The sequence below is a fragment of the Pelomonas sp. Root405 genome (assembly GCF_001425165.1).
Classification (GTDB): domain Bacteria; phylum Pseudomonadota; class Gammaproteobacteria; order Burkholderiales; family Burkholderiaceae_C; genus Pelomonas.
The window spans coordinates 650,197-673,933 of sequence record NZ_LMDU01000012.1 but is presented as its reverse complement, the minus strand read 5'-3'; the positions used below and the strand labels follow the sequence as shown (position 1 = coordinate 673,933).

Here is a 23,737-nt window from a genome sequence, read left to right as displayed (position 1 = left end):
ACAGACTCCGTCCGCCTAGTCATATTCACAGTCCTACTCCTATCCTCAAAGATAAGCGATGGACCGTGTCCGGTCATTCAGGGGGCTAGCTCACCAGGATCACCTGCAGTACGCGCTTTCCGTACGTGACACGCGTCCCTGCTGCAACTGCCATCGCTCCAGCGATCGGCTGAATCGGGTCCAGATTCGCCGCCTCGACACTGCGATACAGCTCCCGAACGGGCTTTGATGCGTACAAGGACAGTGCCTGCGGTACGTCTAACCGGTCGGTATCCAGGTCTACATACACGTGGCCATGGCCAATGGCCGCGAAGATCAGGTCCGCATCGAACTCCAGTTTCAGCGCGTCGTAAAGCGGAACGCTGAGGTTGGTGTCGAGGATCGCCTTCAGCCGCTCAATCGCGACCGGATCGGGGAGAGGGCAATCGTCGCGAACGTAGTCCTCAAGGAAGCGCACGTTGTTGACCCGAGTCGTGTTGATCTTGCGCGTGCACACGATGCGGAAGTCGATCCCCATCGCTGCAAAGTGCGCCTCGGCAGCCCGGTAGTGCCAGCGATCCTCTTCGGGGTCGAAGTAGATCTGGTATGGCCGACGCTCATGGGCGTCCATCAAGGCGTCCTCGTGCCGCACCTCGATGATCTCGATCCTGGTCTTCCGGATGACAAGGAAGTCGCCCGTGTAGGACGTCGCGGTTACTCGCTTGCCATCTGCATCGAGGATCTCGAGCGTCTGCCTCTGCGCCTGAGGGAAGAACGCAACGACGTCCTCGTCGTCATCCAACAGCGTGCCTTCGGCGTACTCGCCTGTGCGGCTTTCCAACGGCAGCATCGCGTTGAGCTTCTTGCTCCGAAAGCTAACGGTGCAGTTGCCGCCACGACGTGCCTGAGGCGCACGAGACGGTCCCTCTGCAATCGTGTCCGTCACGAAAGCCCGCCCGGCAGGCGGCAAGCTGAGCTGAATGAATAGGGAGTCCAGGATTGACTCCTGGGCCTGCGTGAGTTTCCAAAATGGTTGCTTGGTCATTGCTTCTCTCCGTTGTCTGCCCTGGCGGGCGTTGCATACGCGGAGCGAGCGGCACCACAGCGCACCACTGACGGAACTGAAGTTGCACTGATGCAACGCCGAACTCCGACTGAGGGCGACTGGGGACGACAGAGTGGAGAAAAGCAGCCCCAGGGCCTCGTCGACGACGAGGTCTGCTTGCCGAGGGCAAGCGACGGGGATAGAGTTGCAAGCAACCGGGAGTACTGGTTGCAGACTCAAGAGCCCATTGCTGGTTGCACCCAGCTCTGGGCTCTCTGCTTTTCTACGGTTCTATTTGGTGCCGTTCACTTCACGCTCCTTTCACGCGGTGGCCGCTTCGCCACTGCGAGAACTCCTCACTAGGTACCGCGCGACGTCTGTCGCGAGGACGTAGACGCCGCGGCGCCCTTGGAATTTCACGACCGGGAGGTCCAGATGTCCCCTCTGAAGATGCCGATCGAAGGCCTCAGGGGTCGGGAACCGCAACACCTCGGCCAGAGCCTGCCGCCCTAGCAATGAGCCGTACTTCTCCAGCAAGAACTGCGCGATGACCGCGTCATCGGCGCTATTTGGCACGTCTGCAGAACTCATGCGTGGGCCCTGAATCGATTGCTCATGGCGCAAGTTTGTCGAGTGCCAAGAGCCTCGACAACCCTTTTCCGCACCGCTTGGCAGCAGCGAAATCGCGTACTAGATATTCATTTCGCGAGCGACTTTCGTTCGCCTATGCCATCATTCGAAAATACGAAAAAATTTACGCATTTTTCCAGCGGCATTTTTATGGCTTCGGAGCAACAACGGGAGCGACAGTGGGCGACAGACCATCTGTTGGTTCCTGATTTCGCACACATGCATCTGGTGTTCAACCACTTGAACGTGGCGAACCAGATTGACGAGCGTCTCAACACGATGCGCAAGGCATGGCGCCTCAACACGACGCAGATGCTGGTCATCGCCGATCTCGTGGCGACGGCAAGAAGGCCCATCAGGCTGGAATCGCAAGTCCCAGCGAGCGCGTCGGAGCTCGCCGCGCGGCTGCAGCAAAGCCGGCCGATGATTTCGATTCAGTTGAAGGGACTCAGTGAGGACGGCTACGTCGAGAAAGTCGAGGTCGGTCCGAGCTCCGATCGACGTGCGGTTCGCTATCGGCTAACAGCGAGGGGCTTCGATCAAGCCCTAAAGGTCACGAAGGTCGTCGGTCAGCTGTCCGTCCTTCTCCGAAACGCCTTGGGCCACGCGTTGTCATCGCGGTATGAGAGCGCGGTCGGAAGACTTGTCAAGAAATTGCCCGAGGCTCCTGCCCTGGAAGGGCCTCACGCGGCACAGGAGTTCCGATACGAGACGATTCGCAAGCGCAGGCGGGCGACCTTGGCGGCCAAGGGCGCAAAACGAAGGTAGTGGACCTGCCCGCCGTTGGCCGTCGGGTTCGCGCGGCGCGGCCATTGACGCGCTGCTCAAGCAATGGACACAGGAGTCCGAGCCCGAATTGCGAGCTGCGCTTGCGCGGGTCGTCGCGCGAAGTTCCTGGCCAAGGTATGCAAGCATGACGATGTGTTCTGGTGCCTGAAACTCAGAGGTATGCAGGCTCTCCGCAGGATGCCGCCGAGACAGTCATTCACCGAGTCGCTCCAAGCCGCAGGCCCCATCACTTTGAATCAGGACAGCCTCTGATGCTCAATCCGCCGCAGTTGACAGACATCGCGCCCCCCGACAGCTTTGCCGGACCGGACCTGGTCCTCAAGCAGGTCTGTAAGGACTGCACGGGCAGTACGCGCCTGTTCGACGCGGCGAAGGTGTCGTGGACAACGCACTGCAGCTACTGTGGCTTGCAACAAAACGCGGCTGCGCCCCTCGGTAAGGTGGCCTCGGTAGTTGTTAACCGACTCAGTGCATTGATTGAACCCAACCCCAATCAATACTCCGGCTCGCTGGATTCAAGGCCAGTTGGCGAAGTCATTGAAGACAACCTGTCGAGCGCGAATCAGCACTTCCTTGACGACCTATTTCAACTAGTAGCCCTCGCGAAGACAGCTACGAGTTTTCATCCGGATCAAACATACCATTGGAATCTAAGAAGATCAGGTCGGGACGAGCAGGATCGGGTGTGGGAATCGTTTAGGGCGATGCTGCGCGGCAAGAGTCGCTTCTTCAACAAAGACGCCAAAAAGTTCCTCGATTCCCTCTTCAACATTCTAGAAGATCTGTCACCAAATGGGTTCTTCTTTGCCGATGCAGTCATGGAGCTCGAGATTGGACGGTTGCTATATCGGGCTCGGCGAGGGAACACCGAGGAAGCGATCCAGAGGGTCTCCTCGAACGCCGCGAAGGAGCTTCATGCGCCACCACCGGCGGTCACACCGGCCAATCGCATGAACGTGGAGGGGGCTCCCGCCTTCTACGCCGCCTTTAATCCCGACACGGCGATTGCTGAAGTACGCCCTTCAAGGGGCAGCAACGTCGTTGTGGGATGCTTTGCGACAACGCGAAAGCTACGGGTTATCGATTTCACGTCTTTGAAGAAAAATGCCGCCCCGGCTTTCAGCATCTGGGGCGACGATTTCGTCGACAGGAGTCAGAAACGAGGCCTGCTCTTAAGATTGCAAGACCGGATTGCTCGGCCGATTCCTCTTGGTATGGAACACGAGTATCTAGATACGCAAGTAGTGGCGGACTATTTGCATTCCTATCTTGGCTTCGACGGGGCAATGTTTGAGTCATCGCAGAAGTCTGGTGGCACAAATATCGTGCTCTTTGGTGCAACCCTCGGCACCTATTCCACGGAGAGCCGTTCTTTCTTAGACGCGCCGCTCCTCTTCAAAGAAAACAGCGTTGAGGTTCATGAGGTGATCGAGATCGAGATACGAGCCAAAAGGGTTCGATAGGCAGAACGCCCAGCGTGGCAGGATGACCGCGAGATGGCGATGGCGCCCGCGGCGGACGGCCACGGTTCGAGCTACAGCTTCGCGGAGCGTAGGCATGGCCGCGGCCTTCTGAGCATTGCCTACAGGGTGGACAAGTTCGAGCAGACGGGCGAGGGGGAAAGCCATTTGGGATGGCTGGATGCGCAAATGCCTCACCGCGCGCAGTGGGCCTTCATTGCCGACTTGGGAGCTTTTCCCATTGAAAAGCTCGCCCAGCGTAACTGGCCCGACGGTTGCTCTGGACCCACGCCCTGGGATGATCGACTGAGTAACAGTGATCTGAGCCGGATCAATGCTTATCCCAGACAAGAATTGGTCTCCTGCGGCGACTGGGAGCTGGCAGCCCGACAGCGCCTTCATTTTGGCCACGCTTACCTACTAAGAGCGCGGTTGCGATCAGGAGTCGAAGGTATGGTCGCGATGCAAGCGTTCGGTACCCAGATCACCGGACAAGTGCTGCTTGCCTGGATTGCTTTGGAAGTGCACTCCGACGTCGATCAACGAGCCCTATCTGTGCCTGCCCGGTGGTGGCGATTGGGCGGCTGGCTTGAGCTTTACTCCCTTCTGCGCGCTACGGTCTCGAAGAAGCTGAGGCAGCCCACATCCGTCAGATAACCGGCTGTCTCTGCCAATCCGCAGGCTTCGGGGATCGGCTGTAGCCACAAAAGGCGAGTTGCAGCGTCCGCAGCAGCGGGTAGGACTCTGGTATCGCATCGCTTGCGCCTCTTCCTCGAGCTTTAACCTTCTCGACGATCTGCTGGACTAACGCATCGACGGTGAGCAACTCGGCACCGGCAAGCTCAGCGCGGTTGCCGCAGCTTGGGAAGACGGCGTACTGCTTGATTGCCACGTCGTCCGCCAGCCAGGGAAAGAGCTCCTTGTGGATGTACTTGCGTCCCGCGTTCATCTTCTTCTTGTATCGCTCCTCGCGCTTGCTCCAGGTGTGGGCATCGAGGGACAGCTCATAGTGGACGATCTGTCCGTCGACCGGATGGAAGGCGACCACGTCGAGCTCGCCCTCGTAGCCGCCGTGGACCAGGCGACCCACCTTGATGTTCTTCCTGACCAGGTAGCCGGCCAAGTCCAGGTATTCAGCGACGAGGTTCTCGAGGTGTGCCATGTTGACGAGGCGTGTGGGGCCTCCAATCCTGCCAGGGCAGTCCTACTCTTCGTAGGCGGGTTCCCACGGGTCAACGTCTCCAAAGTACAGCCACAGCGATGAAGTCGTGAAGTCGACACTTCGTACGGAGGCGTTCTTCAACGCAACGGCCGACATGACATCAACCGTCTGCAGAGTGATGACCGCGTCCACGTCAATAGTGATAGCGCGCGTGTCCAGAGGTGCGCCGTATCGATGCGGTTGAGGAAGGTGGTGGCCAGTGACTCGATAGAAGCGGGCAGACACGTCGACTTCGACTTGGAATTGCCAGGAGAAAGTGAGTTCATGTTGGCCCACGCTCAAGACCTTGATGTCAGGGGGGCGGAGGGTTGAGGCAGGGATGACGGACCGCAGGCTCACTTCGTCTACGTCGTAGTCGAAGTGGGGCACCTCGGAGTCGGCGTCCAAGTCGATGTCCATCTGCTCCACGGCCGAGCCGATGCGCTCGTCCAAATCCTTCCTCAAGTGTGAGACTTCTGATCTCAGTTCTCTCACCAGGAAGTTTTCAAGCTCTTCTGCAGCTACTTGCGTCGACTGGTTGATGTCGCTCAGGCCGCGTAGCACCTCTATCAGCGTTTTGAAGCCCAGCAGATTACTGGATGCATCGCATGCTGAAAGGCAGCCCTCGTCTTCGGTGACCACGATCACTTGGCGATTCTTCGTCCGGGCCCATTGCTCAAGGGTGGCAAGGGCAAAGGCGTCGGGAAACTCGCTCTTTTTGTCACCGGTTCGCTCGAACGGGAAGCGGCTTTCAAAATAGGCTGACAAAACTTGAGGGCCAGCTTCCCAAGCCGTAGGCAGGTGGACGGCACGAGAGCGGGAGTAGTGGTCCTTAAGCAATCGGGTCGCGATGGCTTCGCCGGTGTCGTTGGATAGATGTTGGCGCAGCTCAGCCGCTGCACCTGCCTGCGCAGGCATGGCCCAGTCACCGATCTGCAGGGCATGCCGAGCTTCGTTCAGCTTGCCCTCTGCCCAGTCCTTGGTGTGCGCCTCCAGCTCGCGACGCCAAACCTCCGGAACTAGGTGAGCAAGACTCCATGCCTTGATATCAGCCAGCGCCACAAGCGGCTGTGTTCGGAACCGGAACCCAGCCTTTCGGTAGACGTTGGTGTCCACTGCAATTCCGCCGATGCTTTCTAGAACAATCGTCGGGGATTCGCGTGAAGGTTGACTCGGCGGAGCGGACGCTGTTTTCTTGGCCATCCACTAATGATGCATCTAGTGGGCGTGCTGTTCGCGGTGCGGTTCAAAGCATCACCTGAAATCCCTGCTGCTCGTCGCCAGCCCGCCCCAACATCGGGGTCAGGTCTTCCAGATGGCCCGCGATGACGTTGCACACGCCGTCCTCGCGCTGCCACCGCCCTTTCACCGCCAGCAGTCTCGAATGCAGCACGACGGGCCGCTGATGTGGCTTCTCCCAGATGCCCTTGTAGACGATCACCTGGATCTCGCCCTCTTCGTCCTCAAGCGAGATGAAGATGACGCCGTTCGCTGTTTCCGGCTGCTGCTTGGTCGTCACCACGCCACACGTATGGATCTCCTTGCGGTCGGGTACGTCCTGCAGTTCCTTCGACGTCAGCAGCTTGAGATGCTGCAACGCCTTCAACTGCGGCCGCAGCAGCGCAAGCGGATGCCGATTTGCCGGCTATTCATGCCGTTGGTCACTGGCCAAGCTGTCTGAGCTGACGATTGCGCAGATCCAGACTCCGCTCTCCAGCATCCTGCGGTCTGCGCTGGGCACCCGAAACACCACCCTATTTTGAAAGACCCGCCAGACCACCTCTGGCCATGCCGTGCTCATGCATCCAGCCAACCGGCGGACCACTACGTTGAAGCGGCCGCAGGAGCTTTTGCACGAATACGCGTCCACGCGTAATTGGCTAGGCGCGAACCACGCGCCCGAGTCACCACGATCCGCCGCCCAAGAGGTTGTGGAAGCCGGCGTCGGCGCTCCTGGATCATTTCCCAGCTGCTGCTGCAGCGCGCGCCGCGTCTTCGCTGAGCCTATGGGCATCGTGCCACTGCGCCATTCGCCGCCGCGGTGCCGGCGCGTTGTCCAAGTCGATGCGCCGGGTGCACTGCAGCTCGTGCCGCGAACTCGGGTTGTTGAGGCCAGAGCGATGAGCGCGCAATCCAGTCACTATGAGCACCGGCGGCAGCAAGGATGTGAACGTAGCGGTGAGCCGGCTATGCGGCGGTTGCTGACGGCCGGGGCCGGCGCCCCTGCGACAGCAAAGTACCCGAAGCGGGCGCTCACCGAGGTCTGCTTTGCGGAAAGCTCCGCGCTGCGCCATCACTATCGAGGGTCATCGCCAATGTCGGCGGCCCAGCGCTGTACTCATCTCGCGCTGCAAGGCCCGCCAATCAACCCGGAATGATGTGCAACGTGCGGCTGGCGTCCAGCAGGGCGAGCATGTTGGGATCGCGCTCGCGTGTACGAAGAAAGCTCAGCGAGATGGTCTGGCGGATCCTGAAACGCGGCTCGAGGGGGATCAGCCGCACCGTCGGCGGTAGCGAGGCTCGGACTCGTCCTGGCAACAAGGAACAGCCCATCCCTCCGCCTACCAAGTGCATCAGCGAAAAGATGTCGTTTGTGGTCATCACCACATGCGGCTCGAAGCCTGCAACGGCGAACGCATCTGCGAATCTGCTCTGGGTGACGAACCCCGGCTTCAGGCTGACGAACCGCTCGTTGACGCAGCTTGCGAGGTCTACGGATGCCTGCTGTGCATACGGCGAGTCCGCCGGCGCGGCGAAGTACAGGTTGTCCTCGAAAAGGGGTTCCGACCTGAGATCCTCGGCGCCTTCTGGCAGGCCAAACACGGCTGCATCGATGAAGCCATTGCGCAGCTTCTGCACCAGGTCCGCGTTGGAGCCGAGGATGAGCTCTGCCTGGAGGTCTGGCTGGCGCGTGTTGAGCGCCATGATGAGTGAAGGCACCGTGCCACTGGTCAGCGAATACAGCGAGCCAATGCGGATGCTCTGGGCCGCGCCGGTTGCACGAGCGTGCGTCTCGAGAGCACCTGGCTCCTTGGACGGGAGCACGGCGGCGCGATCGCGTCCGCCTTGCTTGGCTCTGTAGAGCGCTTGGTCGGCCCTCTGGAGCAAAGACCTCGGATCCTGACCGACGACCGGGTGAGCCTCGGCAATGCCGATGCTGCAGGTCAGTGAATGAGTGTCTTCACCTCTGTCGACGTGCATCGCCCTGATTTGAGCCAGCAGTCGCTCGGCCATCACCTGCGCGCCATGCAGGTTCGTCCTCGGCAGCAGGACGGCAAACTCCTCACCGCCGTACCGGAAAACCGCGTCGCCAGACGTCCGCATGGAGCCGTTCAAGGTCTGCGCCACCGCCTTAAGGCACTGGTCTCCAAAGGGATGCCCGTGGGTGTCGTTGATCGATTTGAAATGGTCGATATCAACCATCAGCAGCGACAACGCGCTGCCAGCGCTGGCAGCCTGTTCCCATTCGCTGACGAGGCGCCATTCGAAACTCCGCCTGTTCTGCACCTGGGTCAGTGCATCGGTCTTGCTCACCGCCTCCATCGCCTGGGCCTTTTCCTCTGCGCCGACACGACTCATCACAGTCGCCCAGTAGTCATTGCTGACGACCGCGGAGGAGCGCACGAGGTAGAGGTAGACGATGGGAGCTAGACCCACCATCAACTGATGGTGGAGCTGGTCGCCCAAGAATCCCGCAACAAACATGGGCAGCAGGGCGATCGCCGGGTAGGTCAGGCGAAGTGCTGGATTGATCGCCATCACCATGGCTCCGGTGGTCGCAGCGGCAACCGCAGCCGTGACCAGTACCCACCAGACTTGGCCGCCCCAGTCTGCGAGCACACCATGCGCGCCGATGCTGCCCCAGTAGCCACCGTTCAACAGAATGGCGAGCACCAGATACACATTGGCCTTGATGGGGTCGTCAGCCATCAATCGGGGAAGTCGGCGCACCAGCACCACCCGCATCGCCGCGATGGCTGAAAGCAGCAGCGTGTGTCCAAGCACAACGGTTGTGGCTTTGGGCCATAGGCCGCCAATGAGGCAGATCACCAGCCACACCGCGACAAAGATCACGATGCCGGCATTGGTCCGGCTGCACGTGTCTTGCACGCACTGAACAGCCAGTGCTCGGTGGAGCGCGGCGCTCTTCAACACATGGTCGCGAGGTACCGGATCGAACATCCGCGAGCACGCCGCAGAAATCTTCAAGCCAACTCCTCCGCTAGGCATACCAACACGCTGCGCTGCTGATTCTGCGACGGTAACCGCTGCGCGACATGGCGATAGACGCCCTTCTCGTGCATTCCGGTACGCGTAGGGAGCGCCTCGCGCCCTTAGCGCACCCCCAAGCCTCGGCGCAGGTGGTAACCCTATCTCGCCACGCACAAAGTTGCGCAACAATCCAATCGTTTATTAAACGCAATGCGCGTTTGAAATCTTGCTGAGCCCCTGCAGCACCAGTTCAGGTGCAGCACCGGCGCGAAACGAAACAACTAGAGGAGCAACGATGCAGCTGTCCGCCATCGATCTCACCATCATTTTTGGCTACATCGTGCTGACCATCGTCCTCGGCATGTGGGTTTCCAAGCTCGCCTCCAAGAGCCTGCGCAGCTACTTCCTGGCCGGCAATACGCTGCCCTGGTGGGTGTTGGGACTGTCGAACGCTTCGGGCATGTTCGATGTCGCCGGCACCATGTGGATGGTTGGCCTGATGGTGGTCTATGGGGTCAAGAGCCTGTTCATCCCTTGGGTCTGGCCCGTGTTCAATCAGATCTTCCTGATGATGTTTCTGGCCGTCTGGCTGCGGCGTTCCGCCAAGCTCACCGGGGCCGAATGGATCAACTTTAGATTCGGCGAAGACGGCGGCGCAAAGGCATCCCATTTCGTGAACGTCGCCTTTGCGCTGATTGCCGTGGTCGGCATGATTGCCTACGGCTTTCTCGGCATCGGCAAGCTGGCCGCGGAGTTCATTCCCTATCAGTTCAGCGCCGATCCGCTGCTGAACGACAAGATCTATGGCGTCATCATCGTGGCGCTGACGACCCTCTATTCGGTCAAGGGCGGCATGTATGCCGTTGTGGTCACGGAGATCCTGCAGTTCTTCGTCAAGTTCGTGGTTTGTATCGGCGTCGCCATCCTCGCCATGCAACTGGTCACACCGGACATGCTCAAGGCGGTGGTACCGGACGGGTGGCACAGCCTCGCGTTCGGTACACACCTGAATCTGGACTGGGTCGGCCAGGCGAACTCCGGCGCCGCGGCCAACCAGGTCGTCGCGCAGTCGGCGGCCAAGGCGGTCGAAACCGAGGGCTACGCCCTCTTCGCGGCCTTCCTGGGCCTGGTTTTCTTCCAGGGCTTCTTCAAGTCGCTGGCCGGCCCGGTGCCCAACTACGACATGCAGCGGCTGCTGTCGGCCAAGTCGCCGTCGGATGCAGCCAAGATCAGCGCCTTCGTCAATGTCACGTTGCTCTTCCCGCGCTACCTGATGATTGCAGGCCTGGCGGTACTGGCCCTCGTCTTCATCGGCCCCGAGTGGACGCGCCTGAAGGCCGAAGCCGCAGCGCAAGGCGTGGCCTTTAAGGGCGACTTCGACACCATCCTGCCCTTTGTCATCAGCCACCTGATGCCACCGGGCTTCCTCGGGCTGGTGCTGGCCGGCATGCTGTCCGCCTTCATGGCGAGCTATTCCGCCTCGCTGAATGCCGCACCGGCCTATATCGTCAACGACATCTACAAAAAGTATCTGAGGCCGGACGCCGAACAGAAGGTCTATGTGCGCCTCAGCTACGTCGTGTCGACCGCATTCGCGGTGATCGGCACGGCCATCGGCTGGCAGCTGACCTCCATCAACGAGATCGTGGCCTGGATCGCCACCGGGCTGTTCGGCGGCTACACGGCGGCCAACGTCATCAAGTGGTACTGGTGGCGGTTCAACGGCACCGGCTACTTCGTCAGCATGGCCCTGGGTGTCGGTATCGCGCTGCTGCTGCCTGTCTTCAAGATCAACGAGCTGCAGGCCTTCCCGATCGCATTCGCGCTGTGCTGCGCCGCGGCCATTGGTGCCTCGCTGCTGACACCGGCCACGCCCATGCCGGTGCTGAAGGAGTTCTATCTCAAGACCAGGCCCTGGGGCTTCTGGGGGCCGGTCCATGAAGCGCTGAAGGCCGACCAACCCGATGTCCAGGCCAACCGCGACTTCAAGCGCGACATGCTGAACGTCGCCATCGGCCTGGTTTGGCAATCGGCCATCACCGCTGCGGGCATGTTCGTGATCTTGCGCGAGTGGACGCCGCTGGCGGTTGCCACCGCGATCACCCTGGTGGCCTCCATCGTCCTGAAGTTCACCTGGTGGGACAGGCTCCGTGACGAGCCCTGACATCCAGCCGCCGCCACCCGTATTCGCCGCACCATGAAGCAGACCTTTCTCCGCCTACTTCCCTTGTTCCTGCTGAGCGCCGCCCTGAGCGGCCATGTCCAGGCCGCCACCGCGACGCTGTCCTCCCAGGAGGTCAAGCAATATCAGCGGCTGGATTTCTCGTTCGAGCTGGTCGCCGAATGGCGCAGTCCCTACGCGTCGGACGACATCAGCGTCGACCTGGCGATCACGACGCCGAGCGGCCGCCAGCTCGTGCTGCCGGCCTATTTCGTCGCCGGCGCCAGCCATCAGAAGTCGACGTGGCGTGCCACGCTGGCACCGAAGGAGGCCGGGGACTATCGCTACAAGGTCGTCGTGCAGGACGACGGCAAGGCGCGTCGTGCCGACATCGCGGGCCGCTTCACCGTCGGCAAGGGTCCGGGCAAGGGCTTCCTGCGCGTGCGCGACCCCTGGCTGCTGCAGTTCGACAATGGTGAGCTGTTCCGCGGTGTCGGCGAGAACCTCGCCTGGGAGAACCGCGATACCGACGATTCGAAGTTCTTCAAATCACTGCACGAGGATCGCCGCTTCAGCTACGACCAGATGCTGGAGAAGCTCGCGAGGCATGGCGGCAACTTCGCGCGAGTCTGGATGATCTACTGGAACCTGCCGCTGGACTGGCAATGGGTGGACAACAACGCCCGCTATCAGCCGAGTTCATCGCGCTTCAACGAAAGCGGCATCCGGCGCATGGACGAACTGCTGCGCATTGCCGAGGCTCAGGGCGTCTATCTGATGGTGGCCATGGACAGCCATGTGGGCCTGATGGAGACCGGCTGGGAGCGCAGCAGCTACAACCGCAAGAACGGTGGCGCGGCCGCGACCCCGGCTGAGTTCTTCAGCTCTCCAGAGGCGAAGAAGCGCTACAAGGACAAGTTGCGATTCCTGGTGGCCAAGTGGAGCCACAGCCCACACATCGCCGCCTGGGAGTTCTTCAACGAGGTCGACAACGCGATATATGCCGACAAGGCAAACCCCATCCCAGATCGGCTCGTCACGGAGTGGCACCGCGAGATGAGCGACTACCTCGCCAAGATCGACCCGCACGGCCACATCATCACCACCAGCATCTCGCACCGCGAGGTGGTGGGCCTGAACGACCTGCCGCACGTCGACATCAACCAGAAGCATATCTACAAAGGCCTGGAGTCCATTCCAGCCACGTTGCAGCAGCTCAGCGCCCGCCACGGCAAGCCATTCGTCATCGGCGAGGCGGGCTATGAATGGGACTGGAAGAAGAACTTCGACGACTTCGCCGACGGCATGAAGGGCGACTTCAAGCGCCAGCTCTGGTATGGCCTGTTCAATCCGACCCCCATCCTGCCGATGACCTGGTGGTGGGAGTATTTCGACGAGAGAGGCCTGGTGCCTTACTTCCGAGGCGTGCAGGAGATCAACCAGCTCATGCTGAAGGCGAGCGGCGGCACGCTGAAATCCGTCGCCATGACCGCGAGCGGCGCCGGCGTTAGGCACTTCGCCGTCGCCGCCGGCAAATCGACCTTCGTCTATCTCTACAACCCAGGCCACACTGCGGTGACGACTGCGCTGACCTTTACCGGCCACATGCCCGCAAAGGGGCCGGTGACGGCCTACGACCCGGAGCGCCAAATCGCGCGACTTTTCGCGGGCAACCTCGACGCCGTCGAACTGCAGGCTCACCAAGACCTGATCCTGATCCTCGATGCACAGCCCTGACGCCGACAGCGCTCGGCGATTGCTGCTGGCGGGCCTTTGGATCTATCCCGTCAAATCCTGCGGCGGCTACGACGTGTCGTCGGCGCAGGTGTCGCCACGAACAGGGCTGATTGGCGACAGAGAGTGGGTCATGCTCACCCCGGACGGGCGTCAAGCCTGGATGGGGGAGTTCCATCGCATGGCACTCATCCGAGTTCGCAACGACTGCGATGGCCTGGTGCTCAGCGCCCGAAGCATGGAAGACTTTCTAGTGCCCTTCGACAGTCCCAGACAGGCCTGCACGGTCAAGATGTGGAACGACATCGACAAGCGGACCGAAACGTTTGCCGCCGACGACGCTGGTACGGCAGTCAGCGAGTGGATTCAGACTGCCATCGGTCAGCCTTTCCGCCTGGCCCGACTCGGCCGCGAGGCTCTCGAGCGGCAAGCTCTGCTGCCTTTGCACGTCGTCTCGATGGCGTCATGGCGCGAGTTGAACCGGCGCCTGGCGTTGATCGGGCAGCCGCCGGTGGAGATCGAAAGGTTTCGCGCCAACCTCATCGTCGATGAGGTTGGCGAGCAATTGCCGCCGTTCGCTGAAGAGGCATTTGAAAGCATCCGCTGGCAGCGCAGCCAGTTGGGCCAGCCGGTGGTGACGACGCATGAAAGCCTATGCGTCCGCTGCGTCATACCCAATATCGAGCTGACTACCGCCAATGTGGAGAGGGAACCGCTGGCGCTGATTGCTGCCATGAGTCGTGAACGCGGCCTGCGCGAACCGACCTTCGGCTTCAACGGCGCCGCGCGAGCAGCCGGGCAGCTTGAGCGCGGGATGCTCGGCTTCGCGACCTTCTAGGACCGGCGAAGCGGCCGGTGGGAGTGGACCGCGCTCGGCCACCACCCGGTGGTCGGGGCCTTAGCCGACGCCACGGAGCTTCAGTACGCGAATGACGGCACTCGGCAAGATCAGTGAGTCGCGCTATCCAGGCGGAACTGCTCCACCGCCCCCGTCAGCAACTGCAGCTGCTCGCGCAGGCTGTCGGCCGCGGCGGCGGACTCTTCCACCAGGGCGGCGTTCTGCTGCGTCATGTGGTCCAACTGCGTGACGGCCCCGTTGATTTGGCCAATGCGCGCGCTCTGGTCGGAAGCGCCAGCGGCAACCTCGCCGATCATGTCGCTGACCTTCTGCACCTGCTGGACGATCTCCTGCATGGTTGCGCCGGCATGCTGCACGAGGCGGGAACCGGCTTCGGCGCGTTCCGTGCTGGCGCCAATCAGAGACTTGATCTCGCGCGCCGCGCCAGCAGAACGCTGTGCAAGGGCCCGCACCTCGCTGGCGACGACGGCGAAGCCGCGGCCCTGCTCACCGGCACGCGCAGCCTCGACAGCCGCATTCAGCGCCAGGATATTGGTCTGGAAGGCGATGCTGTCGATGAGGCCAACGATGTCGCCAATGCGGCGTGAGCTGTCGTTGATCTGATCCATGGTTGCGACGACCTCGGACACTTCTTGACCACCGCGGCGGGCCACTTCGGCGGCGCCCTCGGCCAACTGGCGAGCCTTGCCGGCCGCATCGGCGCCCAGTCGCACCCCGTTGGTCAGGTCCTCCATCGAACTCGTTGTCTCCTCCAGGCTGGCCGCGGCCTGCTCCGTGCGGTGGCTCAAGTCCTGATTGCCCGAGGCCACCTCGCTGCTTGCCGTCTCGATGCTCTGGGCCGAGGTCTTCACCTGGCGCACGAGTTCGCGTAGGCTGGTCTGCATTGCGTCGAGCCCCCGCAACAGCTCCGAGGCCTCGTCGGCGCCCTCGACACGGATGGCGTTGTTCAGGTCGCCACTGGCAATGGACTGGGCCACCGTGCCGGCATAGCGCATGGGGCTGATGATGGTGGACGAGTTGATGAAGGTCAGCGGCACGACCAGCAGGATGATGATGACAAGCACCGCCAGCGAGCGCCAAGCGATGCGGCCCATCTCCGCGGCGAACTCGGCCTCGCTGGCCTTGGCCTGCTGTTCGATCAGACCGGCGATGGTCTCGACGCGCTCCTCCATCTCACGCATTGCGGCCTTGGGCCGGTTGAGCATGCGGTCGGCCACGCGGGCCGTGTCGAAGCCGCCGCCCTCGATCTGTTTGAGCACGGGCTCGGCACCCGTACGGTAGTCCTGCAGGAACTTGGTCGCCTCCATGGCCGCGGCCTTGTTGTCCTCCTTGGCCTGCTGCAGTCCTTGCAACGCAGTGGCCAGGCGCTGAGCCGCGGCATCCCAGCCCTGGCGGCGCTGCTTGACCTGATCGGACTCCTCGTAGGCGATGACCATCTCTTTCTCGAGCAGCCGCACCTCGGCAAGGGCCTGGCGGATGGTGCTGAGGAGTTGCAGATCGTGCATCGCATGAGTCGTCACGTCGGTGTTCAACGCCATCAACTGGCGTCCGCCGAGCAGGCCCATCAGGCCGATGGCTACGAACGCAAGCAGAACCAGCACGATCGTGCCGTGCATACGCGCGCGGATCGTGAAGCCACGCATCCAGGTCGTTAGGATCATGCTGTTTTCTCCGGGCCGTGTCCGAAAACCATGCTAATTGAGCGCTCGCCAATGGCACGAGACCTCTATCACAGCGAAGCTGAATTGGAGGGACTCTTCAGGGCACGGACACCTTTTGCCTGCAAGCCGGTGCGCGCGCGTCATCCTTCGGTCGTAGCGACCACCTGGCCCGCATCGCCTTTTCACGTGCCGCTCAACACGCGCTTCGTCTCGCTGGAACGCTGAAAGAAGCTTGGCGCCGCATTGGAGCAGCCAAGCGAAAACCACTCCGGCAGTCAGCCGGCGGCGACGGCCTCAGACGGCTTCACCGAGTCACGCACTGCACGCGACTGCTCAGGCGCCGAACTGCTGCGCACCACTAGCTCCACCGGCAGCAGCGTGTCGCCGGGTTCCGTGTCACCTTCAATCAAGGCCATCGCGGCGGTATAACCCAGCGCTTCCTTGTCCAGCTTGACCGTCGTGAGGCTGGGCTCGCTGTGGGAAGCGGCCTCGATATCGTCGTAACCAACGAAACGGATGTCTTCCGGCACGCAAATGCCGGCCTCGCGGCACGTTTCCATCGCGTGCAGAGCCGTCAAGTCGTTGTAGCAAAAGACTGCGTCAGGGCGCTCAGGCAAGGCCAGCAGACGACGCATCGCGTCGCGCGCGGCTTCGTCATACGGCAACTCGGGGTCGAGCGTGATCTCGAGCTCGGGATCCGCCAGGATGCGGGCTTCAAACAAGGCGCGTCGGAATCCCTTGGCTCGCAGTGCGATGGAGTGGTGCACCGGCGGACCGAAGATGGCGGCCACGCGCTTGGCGCCGCCGTCGATCAGGTGGCGCGTCGCTTGCAGCGCACCCTGGAGGTTATCGTCGTTGACGCACCGCAGCCCTGGCACGAAATGATCGGCCAACACCAAAGGAAGCTCGCAGGCTCGCAGTGCGTCCAGGCAGTCCGTGTCGAAGTAGCCCAAGCTGAGCAGTCCGTCAGGTTCGTGGCGCTTGATGCGAGTCACGATGTCATCGCTTGGCGCCACCGAAAGCACGCTCAACACCACCTCATCGCCTTCACGGCAGGCCGTTTCGATGCCGTGCAACACATAGGAATAAAAGAGATTGGCGGCCAGCGAGCCCAGCAGGCTGCGGTTGTAGACCAGCACGATGCGGCGCGGCCGGCCGCTGCGCAGCCGACCGAGGTCGTATCCATGCTCCTCGGCCATCCGCAGGACCTCGGCCCGCGTGCTGGCCGATGGCCCCGGCTGCCCTTTGAGTGCCCGCGACACCGTGCCAATCGAGACGCCCACAAGACGCGCCAATTCGCGGATCGTCAAATTGGGCTTCACAGTCATGCCTACATCCCTGCTTGTTTGATAAACATCAGACAAGCATTGTGACATCGCAGAGTACCTTCATGGGGGAAAGCTCCAGATCATTTGCGGGATGTTTATATGATTACTAAAACAATTGCCGCCGACTGTCAGCTCAACGCAGCGTCCAATTCGGCACGGGTGGGGGCTGCGGCCCCCGCGCGGCTGCACGCCAGACTGGCCGCAGCGAGAGCGTGGGCGAGTTGCTGCGCTGGAGGCAGCTGCAGATCCAGCGCCAGCAATAAGCCCGCCATGCTGGCATCGCCTGCACCCACGGTGTCGACCAAATGGACCGGCAGCGGCGGGCGGCTGATGGGCTCCTGCCCGGGAGCTAAGAGAGTCATGCCGCCGGCGCCCTGGGTGTAGAGCCAGGTGGCGTGCGGATTGGCCTCGCGCAGCAAGGTCAGCGACGCTTGCGGCGGTCGCCCAGGGAAGTAGCCGGACAGGTCCTCATCGCTGAGCTTGACCACCGAGGCGCGTCGCACGAAGCGCTCAAGGCGTGGCAGGTCCTGAGGCTTCATGAGCACCCGGTGATTGGGGTCGAAGGCCAGGCGCACAGAAGGTGGCAAGGACTTTGCGACATCTTCCAGCAACCCACCCAACGGCTCGCGCACCAGGCTGATGCCGCCAAACAAAGCCCAGCGCGCCTGCGCCGCCCAGTCGAGCGGCAGCAGAGCCGGATCGAAAGCAAGGTCGGCGCTGCGCTCGCCGATGAAGAAGTAGTTTGGCGGATCGATCCGGTCGACGACGGCCAGCAGCGGCGGGAGGCCCGTAATGCGCTGGATGAACCGGGTATCGAGACCCGCGGCTCGGCTCGCCTCATAAAGGGCATCGCCAAAGCTGTCCGAGCTGATCGCGCCCGCCCAAGCGGAAGGTAGCCCCAAGGCGCTGCAGGCCCGCGCGACATTCCACGGTGCTCCTCCACACAGTGCGCGGAAGCGGCCCGCACCGTCGGTCACGAGGTCGGTCAGCGCCTCGCCAAAGCTGATGAGGACAGGGGCCGTCATGCGGCAACTCGCAAGATGGTGTCGGGCGACACGCCGAGGGCGGCCAGCACATCCTGGCAGGCACCCATGGTGTGATAGTCGGTCTTGCCGGCCGGGCTCTTCTCGTCGGTGACCTTGGCGTTGTCAGGCGCGAGGATGCGGTACCAGGCGCCGTGCTCGTGGTCGACGAAGTGCTGCCAGGCATAGGCCCAGAGTCGGTCGTACCACTGCCAATAGGTGTTGTCGTGCGTGCGCACGGCCAACCAGGCCGCCGCAGCAAGGCTTTCGGCCTGGACCCAGAAGTACTTATCGCCGTCACAGACCTCTCCACCGGGAGCGAAGCCGTAGACCAGGCCGCCATGCGCCGCGTCCCAACCGTGTCGCATGGCCGTATCGAAGAAGTGCCGAGCCGTGGAGACGAGCCATGCCGGCGCCGAATCGCCGAGGCGCCGCTCCAGCATCAGCAGCAGCTTGGCCCATTCGGTCAGGTGGCCGGTCTGGAAGCCCCAGGGGCGAAAGATGTTGGTCTTGTCGTCGCGGTTGTAGTCCCAGTCGGGCGACCAGTCGACTTTGTAGTGCTCCCAGACCAGGCCGCCGGCGAGCGACGCCTGGCGCTGCGCGATGGAGGTCGCGAGTGTCAACGCACGGTTGAGGTAGCGTGCTTCGCCCGTAGCGGCATGGGCGGCCAGCATGGCTTCGCAGGCGTGCATGTTGGCGTTCTGGCCGCGGTAAGTGCCAACCTGCCAATCGGGAGTCGCTTCGTCTGCATAGAGCCCGTGGGCCGGCTCCCAAAAGCGTCGCTCCATCAGGTCGAACGTCGTGGCGATGCCGTCCAGAGCGCCGGCCGCGCCGGCCTCCGCAGCATGGGCGTTGGAAAGCAACACGAACGCCAGGCCATAGCAGTGGTGAGTACCGTCGGTCACCGTGGCCTGGCCGTCATGCCAGTCCAGCGTCCAGGCATAGCCCCCGTGCGGTTGGGCATGGGCGGCGTTGACGAAGGCCAATGCATGGGCCACGTCTGTCCGCAAGCCGCCGAACCAACGCCAAGCCAGCGCATGGTTGAAAACAAAACGCGTGCTGCTGACGAGGTGGCGGGTGCGCCGGTCATACACGGTGCCGTCGTCCTTGAAGAACTGGAAGCAGCCGCCGCTGGGGTCCTTCGCGCGAGGCGCGTAGAACGCCAGGGTGTGGCGCATGTGGGCTTGCAGGAACTGAGGATCACGGAAGTTGGGCAGATGCGAATTCATGCGTGCTTCTGTATAGGATCAGGGCTTGACGGTGCTGCTGACAGAAAGCCCTCGGCCGATGCGAAACCGGACGAAGGCCACTTGAGCAAAATACCGATCAGCACGTCGCTTGCGTGCCGATCAGTTCGGTTCACTCACTTCCAACCCGGCATCTGGTCCAGCGTCAATGCGTTCGGCGAGCTGTAGAGCACAGGCAGCGCCGTCTTGTTGCGCGGGTCGTCGATGAAGTCGGGCCAAAGCATCTGGAACACCCACTTCGGCTGAGCAGCGAGCTGTTCGGCCGTCGGCACGTATTGGTTCTCGCCGATGGCGATCGGCTTGCCGGCCGCGGCGCGCAGCATGGTCTGGTAGTTGAAGTCGGTGTAGCCCTTCATGTAGATGTCCAGTGACGCGATGTCGAAGTACTCGGCACCTGGGTTGTAGGTGTCGACGTCCGTACCCAGCGAATCAAAGTCCTGGACGTTCCAGACCCAGATGATGTTGTCCAGCCCCTTGGTCTTCGTGAGGTAGTCGTGCGTCATGCGGTACAGCGCCGGCGTGCTGTACGTGCCGGTGTGGCAGGCCCACCAGAAAACGCATTGGTTCATCTCATGGAAGGGGCGGAACATGACGACGACGCCGGCATCTTCCAGCTGCTGGAAGTAGCTGGCCAACGTATCCAGGCGGCCGATCCAGTTCTTGTGCAGCGTTGTCCCGGGCGTCAGCAGGTCCTTGAACTGCGCATCGGTGAGCTTCTCGGGGTTGGCGCCGCCGATGTCGTCCCAACTGCACATCTCGTCGCGAGTGGGGGCGCAGGCGTGATAGAGAAGATTGACCAGCGCGCCCTTCTCAAACTGCTTCTTAGCTTCGGCGATCATCGTGCCGCGCGCGTTGACGTAGGTGCTCCCAAAAAGAAAGTCTCCGCTCCACAGGGCAGACGGTTTCCCGGTGATGGCTTCCACACGGGCGGAGTCGCTGAAAGGCGTGGGCGAGTTCTTGTTATGCGCGCCCATCAGCGTCTTCGTGCCGGAGATGCTGGTAATGAAATCAAGGATCTTTTTCTTGACCGGGGCTGCGGCGGATGGACCGGGTGCGGGTGCAGGGGCGGGTGTGGGGGCCGGTGCTGGCGCTGCCACGAAGGGGGCTGGTGGCGCTGTCGGGTTGTTGTCCAGATCACTGCCGCCGCCACCGCAGGCCGCAAGTGATGCTGCTACCGCAAAAGCTGCGGCGAGTGCTGGGAGTCTCTCGGTCTTCATTTTTGTCCTCAAGGAGTTGGGATGCGAGAAGGCGAGTCCGGCCAGAGCCGCTTCACCAGCGGCCCGGGTCCTGCTCTATTTGTCTCGCGGATCGCCCTCAGCCGGCTTCACTCGCGGCTGAGGGCTGCCGGCACGGGTGTCAGAACTTGGCGCGTACACCGACCACGTACTTGCGCTCGTAGACGTTGTTCCAGGCCTTCTGGTCGTCCCAGGTCACGTAAAAGCGGTCGTACTCATTGGTCAGGTTGGACACCTGGCCATAGACCGTGAACTTCGAATTGACGTCATACGACACCGATGCGTCCACATAGTTGGTGGCCGCCTGGTACAGCGTCAGGCCCGTCCAGCCCTGGTAGTTGTTTTGGTCTGCTCGCTTAGAGCGGTGGTTGTGTGCCAGGCGCACCTGCAGGCCATTGCGCTCGTACCAGAGCACCAGGTTGGTTTGGATTCGCGAGTTGTCACCGAACAGGACTTTGTTGCCCGCGAGGTCGTTGCCCTGCGTGTCTGCCAGCGACAGCGTGGCAGTGGCCTCGACACCCAGGCCAGACAGCAAGCCCGGCAGGAAGTCCAGCCGTTGTTTGGTGCTCACCTCCATGCCCTTGAGCTTGGAGCCCTTCTGCTGAATCACGCTCTGCACCGTGGCGCCACGACGCACGACGCCGTCCAGGTCCGGCAGGTCGGGCCGGTTGATTGATCCCGTGCCGATGGAGGTGGCAATGTCGATCTTGTAGAAAGCAAGGCTGACAAGGCCACCCGGGCGGTTGTACCACTCGAAGGACAGGTCCAGGTTCTTGGAGCGCCACGGGTCGAGGTCGGGGTTGCCGTCCTGGTTGCCGCTGAGCACGCGGAAGATGTTGGGCGTGACCGAGGTGTCGATGCCGTAGTTCAGGCGCAGGCCACCGCCCCAGTTTTGAAGGTCCAGCAGCGACATGTTCTTGGCATAGGCCAAGCGCACTTTGACGTCCTTCACCGGGTCGATGACGAAGTTCAACGCCGGCAAGGTGTCGGAGAAGCTGCGCGACTTTACGTTCACGCCGAGGTCGGCGGCGGGAGCACCGTAAGGCCGGCTGGCGCCCACCTCGTGCTGTTGGACATCGAACTTTGTCTTGATGTGCTTCACGCCCAGGTTCGCGCTCCAGGGCATGTCGCCCAGATAGCCCTTGGTGTTGCCCTGCACGTAGAAGGAATCCTGCTTGAACTCAATCTTGTAGGACTGGCCCGGGTTGATGGCCTCGACCTCGCCCGGATAGAGCCGCTCATGGAAGGCCGCGGGGTTGTCCATTGCCTTGGCGCTCAGGCCGTACACGGCGGGGGTGTTGCCCGGCATGTTCTGCAGCAGGCCATACTGGCCGAGCAACGTCGGGTCATTCATCTTGCGCGTCAGGCCGGCCGTGAAAGCGCCCGCGGCATTGCCTGCCGTGCAGGCGCTGTTATCCAGGCGCACGTCAAAGGCCTTCCACTTGACCAGGCAGCCATTTGGATCGCTGGCGCTCTGGCCCTTGTAGACCGGCGCAAGGCGGTCAAAGGCAAAGTTGTCGACCTCGCGGTTGCCATGGCGCATTCCGAAGTCCACGCTGGTGTTGGCGGTGAACTCATAGCTGCCATCGAGGCGCAGCGCCTGGCTCTTCACGTTCGCGTGATTGTTGTTCTCCGAGGAGATGGTCTTGAGGGCGTAGTTGGCCGGGTCGCTGAACCGGCTGGTGACCGAAGCCGGCAGGGCCCACTGCGGATGCTCGCCCGTGTAGTCCACCGAAGCAGGCACGGTCAGGGAGCGGATGCCGCCCGTGTTGAAGGCCAGCGTGCCTTGCGGGTAGTAGCCGATGCCGTTGGACCACTGGTTGCCATCGGTCAGCGAGAACTGGGCGTAGGAGTTGTCAAGGTTTCGGTGGGCCTTGCCATACAGCGCCCTGGCCTTAAGCTTGAGCGCGCCACCGTTGTCCCAGTCCAGTTCGACGTTGGCGTTGGTGGACTTGGCCTTGGTGACGGCTGTTTCGCTCAGGCTGTCGAGGTTGGCAATCAGCACGTCGTATCGCTGCACAGTGTTGAGCGTGTAGCCGCCGTTGCCGCCGCCATAGCCGGCGGGAAGCTGCACCTTCGGCGAGGACTTGCCCGGCGTGAACTGGGCGCCCGACCAGGAGGTGTTGCTCATCTCGAGGCCCGCGCCGCGGTCGTACTGGTCCTGCTTGGTGAAGAAGGCCTCGGCCGTCAGGCGCAGTGCGTCGGTGACGTCGGCCTGGAAGGCAGCATTTACACCCGCACGCTTGCGCTGGATGTTCCGCTTGAAAGAGCGGTGCGCGTCATCGTTGATGTAGGCGTCGGTGGCCGTGCCGTTGCCGTTCACGTCATACCCGACGACGGTGCCGCCGGCATTGGTGACGGGCGTGCCGCGCGGCACGCCGTCGGCACGGAAGGTGTCGCCAGCCAGGCCTTCATTTCGCACGCTGAAGGCGCCGCCGAACTTGCCTTCGCGAGCGGTGTAGCCGTTGCTGTCGCTGACTGCAGCGCCGAGCAGGAAACCCATGCCGTTGCCGGTGTAGGCCACCAGTCCGTTCACGGATGGGCTGGCGGCGTCGACCTTGTCGCCGTTACCGTACTCGGTTGCGACGGAGGTCACCCAGCCCTTGCGCAGATCCAGCGGCCGGATGGTGCGCAAGTTGACGGTGCCCGAGATGCCGGCGCCGAGCAGTTTGCCGGTGGACGACTTGTATACGTCGGCGCCCGCGAAGAGCTGGGACGGAATGTCCGAGTAGTTGGGCCGCACGCTGGTGATGCTGCCGGCGGTGATGAACTCCTCACCGTTGAGCAGCGTGCCCACCTGGGGCAGGCCGCGGATGTTGACCGCGGTGCCTTCGCCGGCCTCGCGGCGGATCTGCACGCCGCTGATGCGCTGCAGTGAGTCGGTGATCGTGGCGTCGGGCAGCTTCCCGATGTCCTGGGCCGTGATCGAGTCGACGATGGTCGCTGCAGCGCGCTTGAGGTCGATGTCGCGCTCCTGCGACTTGCGCAGGCCCGTGACGATCACGGTTTCCAGCTGTTCAGACTTTGCTTCGGCGGATGCCGGCGCTTGTTGGGCATGGGCGCTCATCAGGCAGCAGGCCAGGGAGCTGGCCACGGCGGTGGCGGTCAGCGCGTGGGAAGTACGCAACCGGTGTTTATTCATCTCTGTGTCTCCTCGTGTTATCGGTGGGTGGG

The 23,737-nt window shown here is 62.3% G+C and carries 17 protein-coding genes; 6 read left to right on the top strand and 11 right to left on the bottom strand.

Features of this window, described 5'->3' with window-relative positions; all coding sequences use genetic code 11:
• Nucleotides 1–85: 85 nt before the first annotated feature.
• A complete protein-coding gene (locus ASC81_RS15930; protein WP_056268983.1) occupies nt 86–1,024 on the bottom strand; it encodes a TnsA endonuclease N-terminal domain-containing protein in 939 nt (312 codons plus the stop codon).
• A gap of 726 nt (nt 1,025–1,750) precedes the next feature.
• Between ASC81_RS15930 and ASC81_RS15920 the strand changes: the two genes are divergently transcribed.
• From ASC81_RS15920 to ASC81_RS15910, 3 genes are all read left to right on the top strand, one after another.
• Entirely contained in the window at nt 1,751–2,422 is a 672-nt protein-coding gene (locus tag ASC81_RS15920) for a MarR family winged helix-turn-helix transcriptional regulator (RefSeq protein WP_162245908.1), read from the top strand.
• Nucleotides 2,423–2,694: 272 nt separating this feature from the next.
• Nucleotides 2,695–3,906, top strand: coding sequence for an RES domain-containing protein (locus tag ASC81_RS26625; RefSeq protein ID WP_082536556.1), 1,212 nt, complete (start codon nt 2,695–2,697; stop codon nt 3,904–3,906).
• A 33-nt stretch (nt 3,907–3,939) separates the two neighbouring features.
• Nucleotides 3,940–4,560, top strand: coding sequence for a hypothetical protein (locus ASC81_RS15910; protein ID WP_056268976.1), 621 nt, complete (start codon nt 3,940–3,942; stop codon nt 4,558–4,560).
• On the opposite strand, the gene ASC81_RS15905 is transcribed toward ASC81_RS15910, so the two are convergent.
• The 4 genes from ASC81_RS15905 to ASC81_RS27915 all read right to left on the bottom strand — a co-directional run bounded on the left by ASC81_RS15905 (nt 4,553) and on the right by ASC81_RS27915 (nt 9,313).
• Nucleotides 4,553–5,065 carry a hypothetical protein gene (locus ASC81_RS15905; RefSeq protein ID WP_056268974.1) on the bottom strand — a complete coding sequence of 171 codons (513 nt, stop codon included), beginning with the start codon at nt 5,063–5,065 and terminating at the stop codon, nt 4,553–4,555. The two genes, ASC81_RS15910 and ASC81_RS15905, sit on opposite strands and share 8 nt — an antisense overlap.
• Nucleotides 5,066–5,107: 42 nt before the next feature.
• On the bottom strand, nt 5,108–6,307 hold the full coding sequence (locus ASC81_RS15900) for a PIN domain-containing protein (protein ID WP_156392157.1): 1,200 nt from the start codon (nt 6,305–6,307) through the stop codon (nt 5,108–5,110).
• Nucleotides 6,308–6,350: 43 nt separating this feature from the next.
• Nucleotides 6,351–6,701, bottom strand: coding sequence for an OB-fold nucleic acid binding domain-containing protein (locus ASC81_RS15895; RefSeq protein ID WP_157581012.1), 351 nt, complete (start codon nt 6,699–6,701; stop codon nt 6,351–6,353).
• Nucleotides 6,702–7,468: 767 nt separating this feature from the next.
• Nucleotides 7,469–9,313, bottom strand: coding sequence for a diguanylate cyclase domain-containing protein (locus ASC81_RS27915; protein WP_235533672.1), 1,845 nt, complete (start codon nt 9,311–9,313; stop codon nt 7,469–7,471).
• A 298-nt stretch (nt 9,314–9,611) separates the two neighbouring features.
• Here ASC81_RS27915 and ASC81_RS15885 point away from each other — a divergent pair, with 298 nt between their 5' ends.
• Genes ASC81_RS15885 through ASC81_RS15875 form a run of 3 tightly spaced genes read left to right on the top strand, consistent with a single transcriptional unit; the run spans nt 9,612 to nt 14,049 of the window.
• On the top strand, nt 9,612–11,480 hold the full coding sequence (locus ASC81_RS15885; protein WP_056268967.1) for a sodium:solute symporter family protein: 1,869 nt from the start codon (nt 9,612–9,614) through the stop codon (nt 11,478–11,480).
• Nucleotides 11,481–11,513: 33 nt separating this feature from the next.
• Nucleotides 11,514–13,214 (top strand): DUF5060 domain-containing protein, encoded by a 1,701-nt coding sequence (locus ASC81_RS15880; RefSeq protein ID WP_082536554.1) that lies wholly within the window; start codon nt 11,514–11,516, stop codon nt 13,212–13,214.
• The gene (locus tag ASC81_RS15875) at nt 13,201–14,049 is read left to right on the top strand and encodes an MOSC domain-containing protein (RefSeq protein WP_082536553.1); all 849 of its coding nucleotides are present in this window, start codon (nt 13,201–13,203) and stop codon (nt 14,047–14,049) included. The genes ASC81_RS15880 and ASC81_RS15875 overlap by 14 nt, the downstream gene beginning before the upstream one ends.
• A gap of 110 nt (nt 14,050–14,159) precedes the next feature.
• Here ASC81_RS15875 and ASC81_RS15870 read toward each other — a convergent pair whose 3' ends face one another.
• The 6 genes from ASC81_RS15870 to ASC81_RS15845 all read right to left on the bottom strand — a co-directional run bounded on the left by ASC81_RS15870 (nt 14,160) and on the right by ASC81_RS15845 (nt 23,705).
• Entirely contained in the window at nt 14,160–15,731 is a 1,572-nt protein-coding gene (locus tag ASC81_RS15870; RefSeq protein WP_082536552.1) for a methyl-accepting chemotaxis protein, read from the bottom strand.
• Nucleotides 15,732–16,006: 275 nt separating this feature from the next.
• On the bottom strand, nt 16,007–17,059 hold the full coding sequence (locus ASC81_RS15865; RefSeq protein ID WP_082536551.1) for a LacI family DNA-binding transcriptional regulator: 1,053 nt from the start codon (nt 17,057–17,059) through the stop codon (nt 16,007–16,009).
• A gap of 128 nt (nt 17,060–17,187) precedes the next feature.
• Entirely contained in the window at nt 17,188–18,084 is an 897-nt protein-coding gene (locus tag ASC81_RS15860; RefSeq protein WP_056268959.1) for a carbohydrate kinase, read from the bottom strand.
• Entirely contained in the window at nt 18,081–19,310 is a 1,230-nt protein-coding gene (locus ASC81_RS15855; RefSeq protein WP_056268958.1) for an AGE family epimerase/isomerase, read from the bottom strand. Before ASC81_RS15855 ends, ASC81_RS15860 begins: the two co-directional genes overlap by 4 nt.
• Nucleotides 19,311–19,444: 134 nt before the next feature.
• The gene (locus ASC81_RS15850) at nt 19,445–20,545 is read right to left on the bottom strand and encodes a glycoside hydrolase family 26 protein (RefSeq protein ID WP_082536550.1); all 1,101 of its coding nucleotides are present in this window, start codon (nt 20,543–20,545) and stop codon (nt 19,445–19,447) included.
• Between the two features lie 139 nt (nt 20,546–20,684).
• Nucleotides 20,685–23,705, bottom strand: coding sequence for a TonB-dependent receptor (locus tag ASC81_RS15845; protein WP_082536549.1), 3,021 nt, complete (start codon nt 23,703–23,705; stop codon nt 20,685–20,687).
• Nucleotides 23,706–23,737 lie beyond the last annotated feature (32 nt).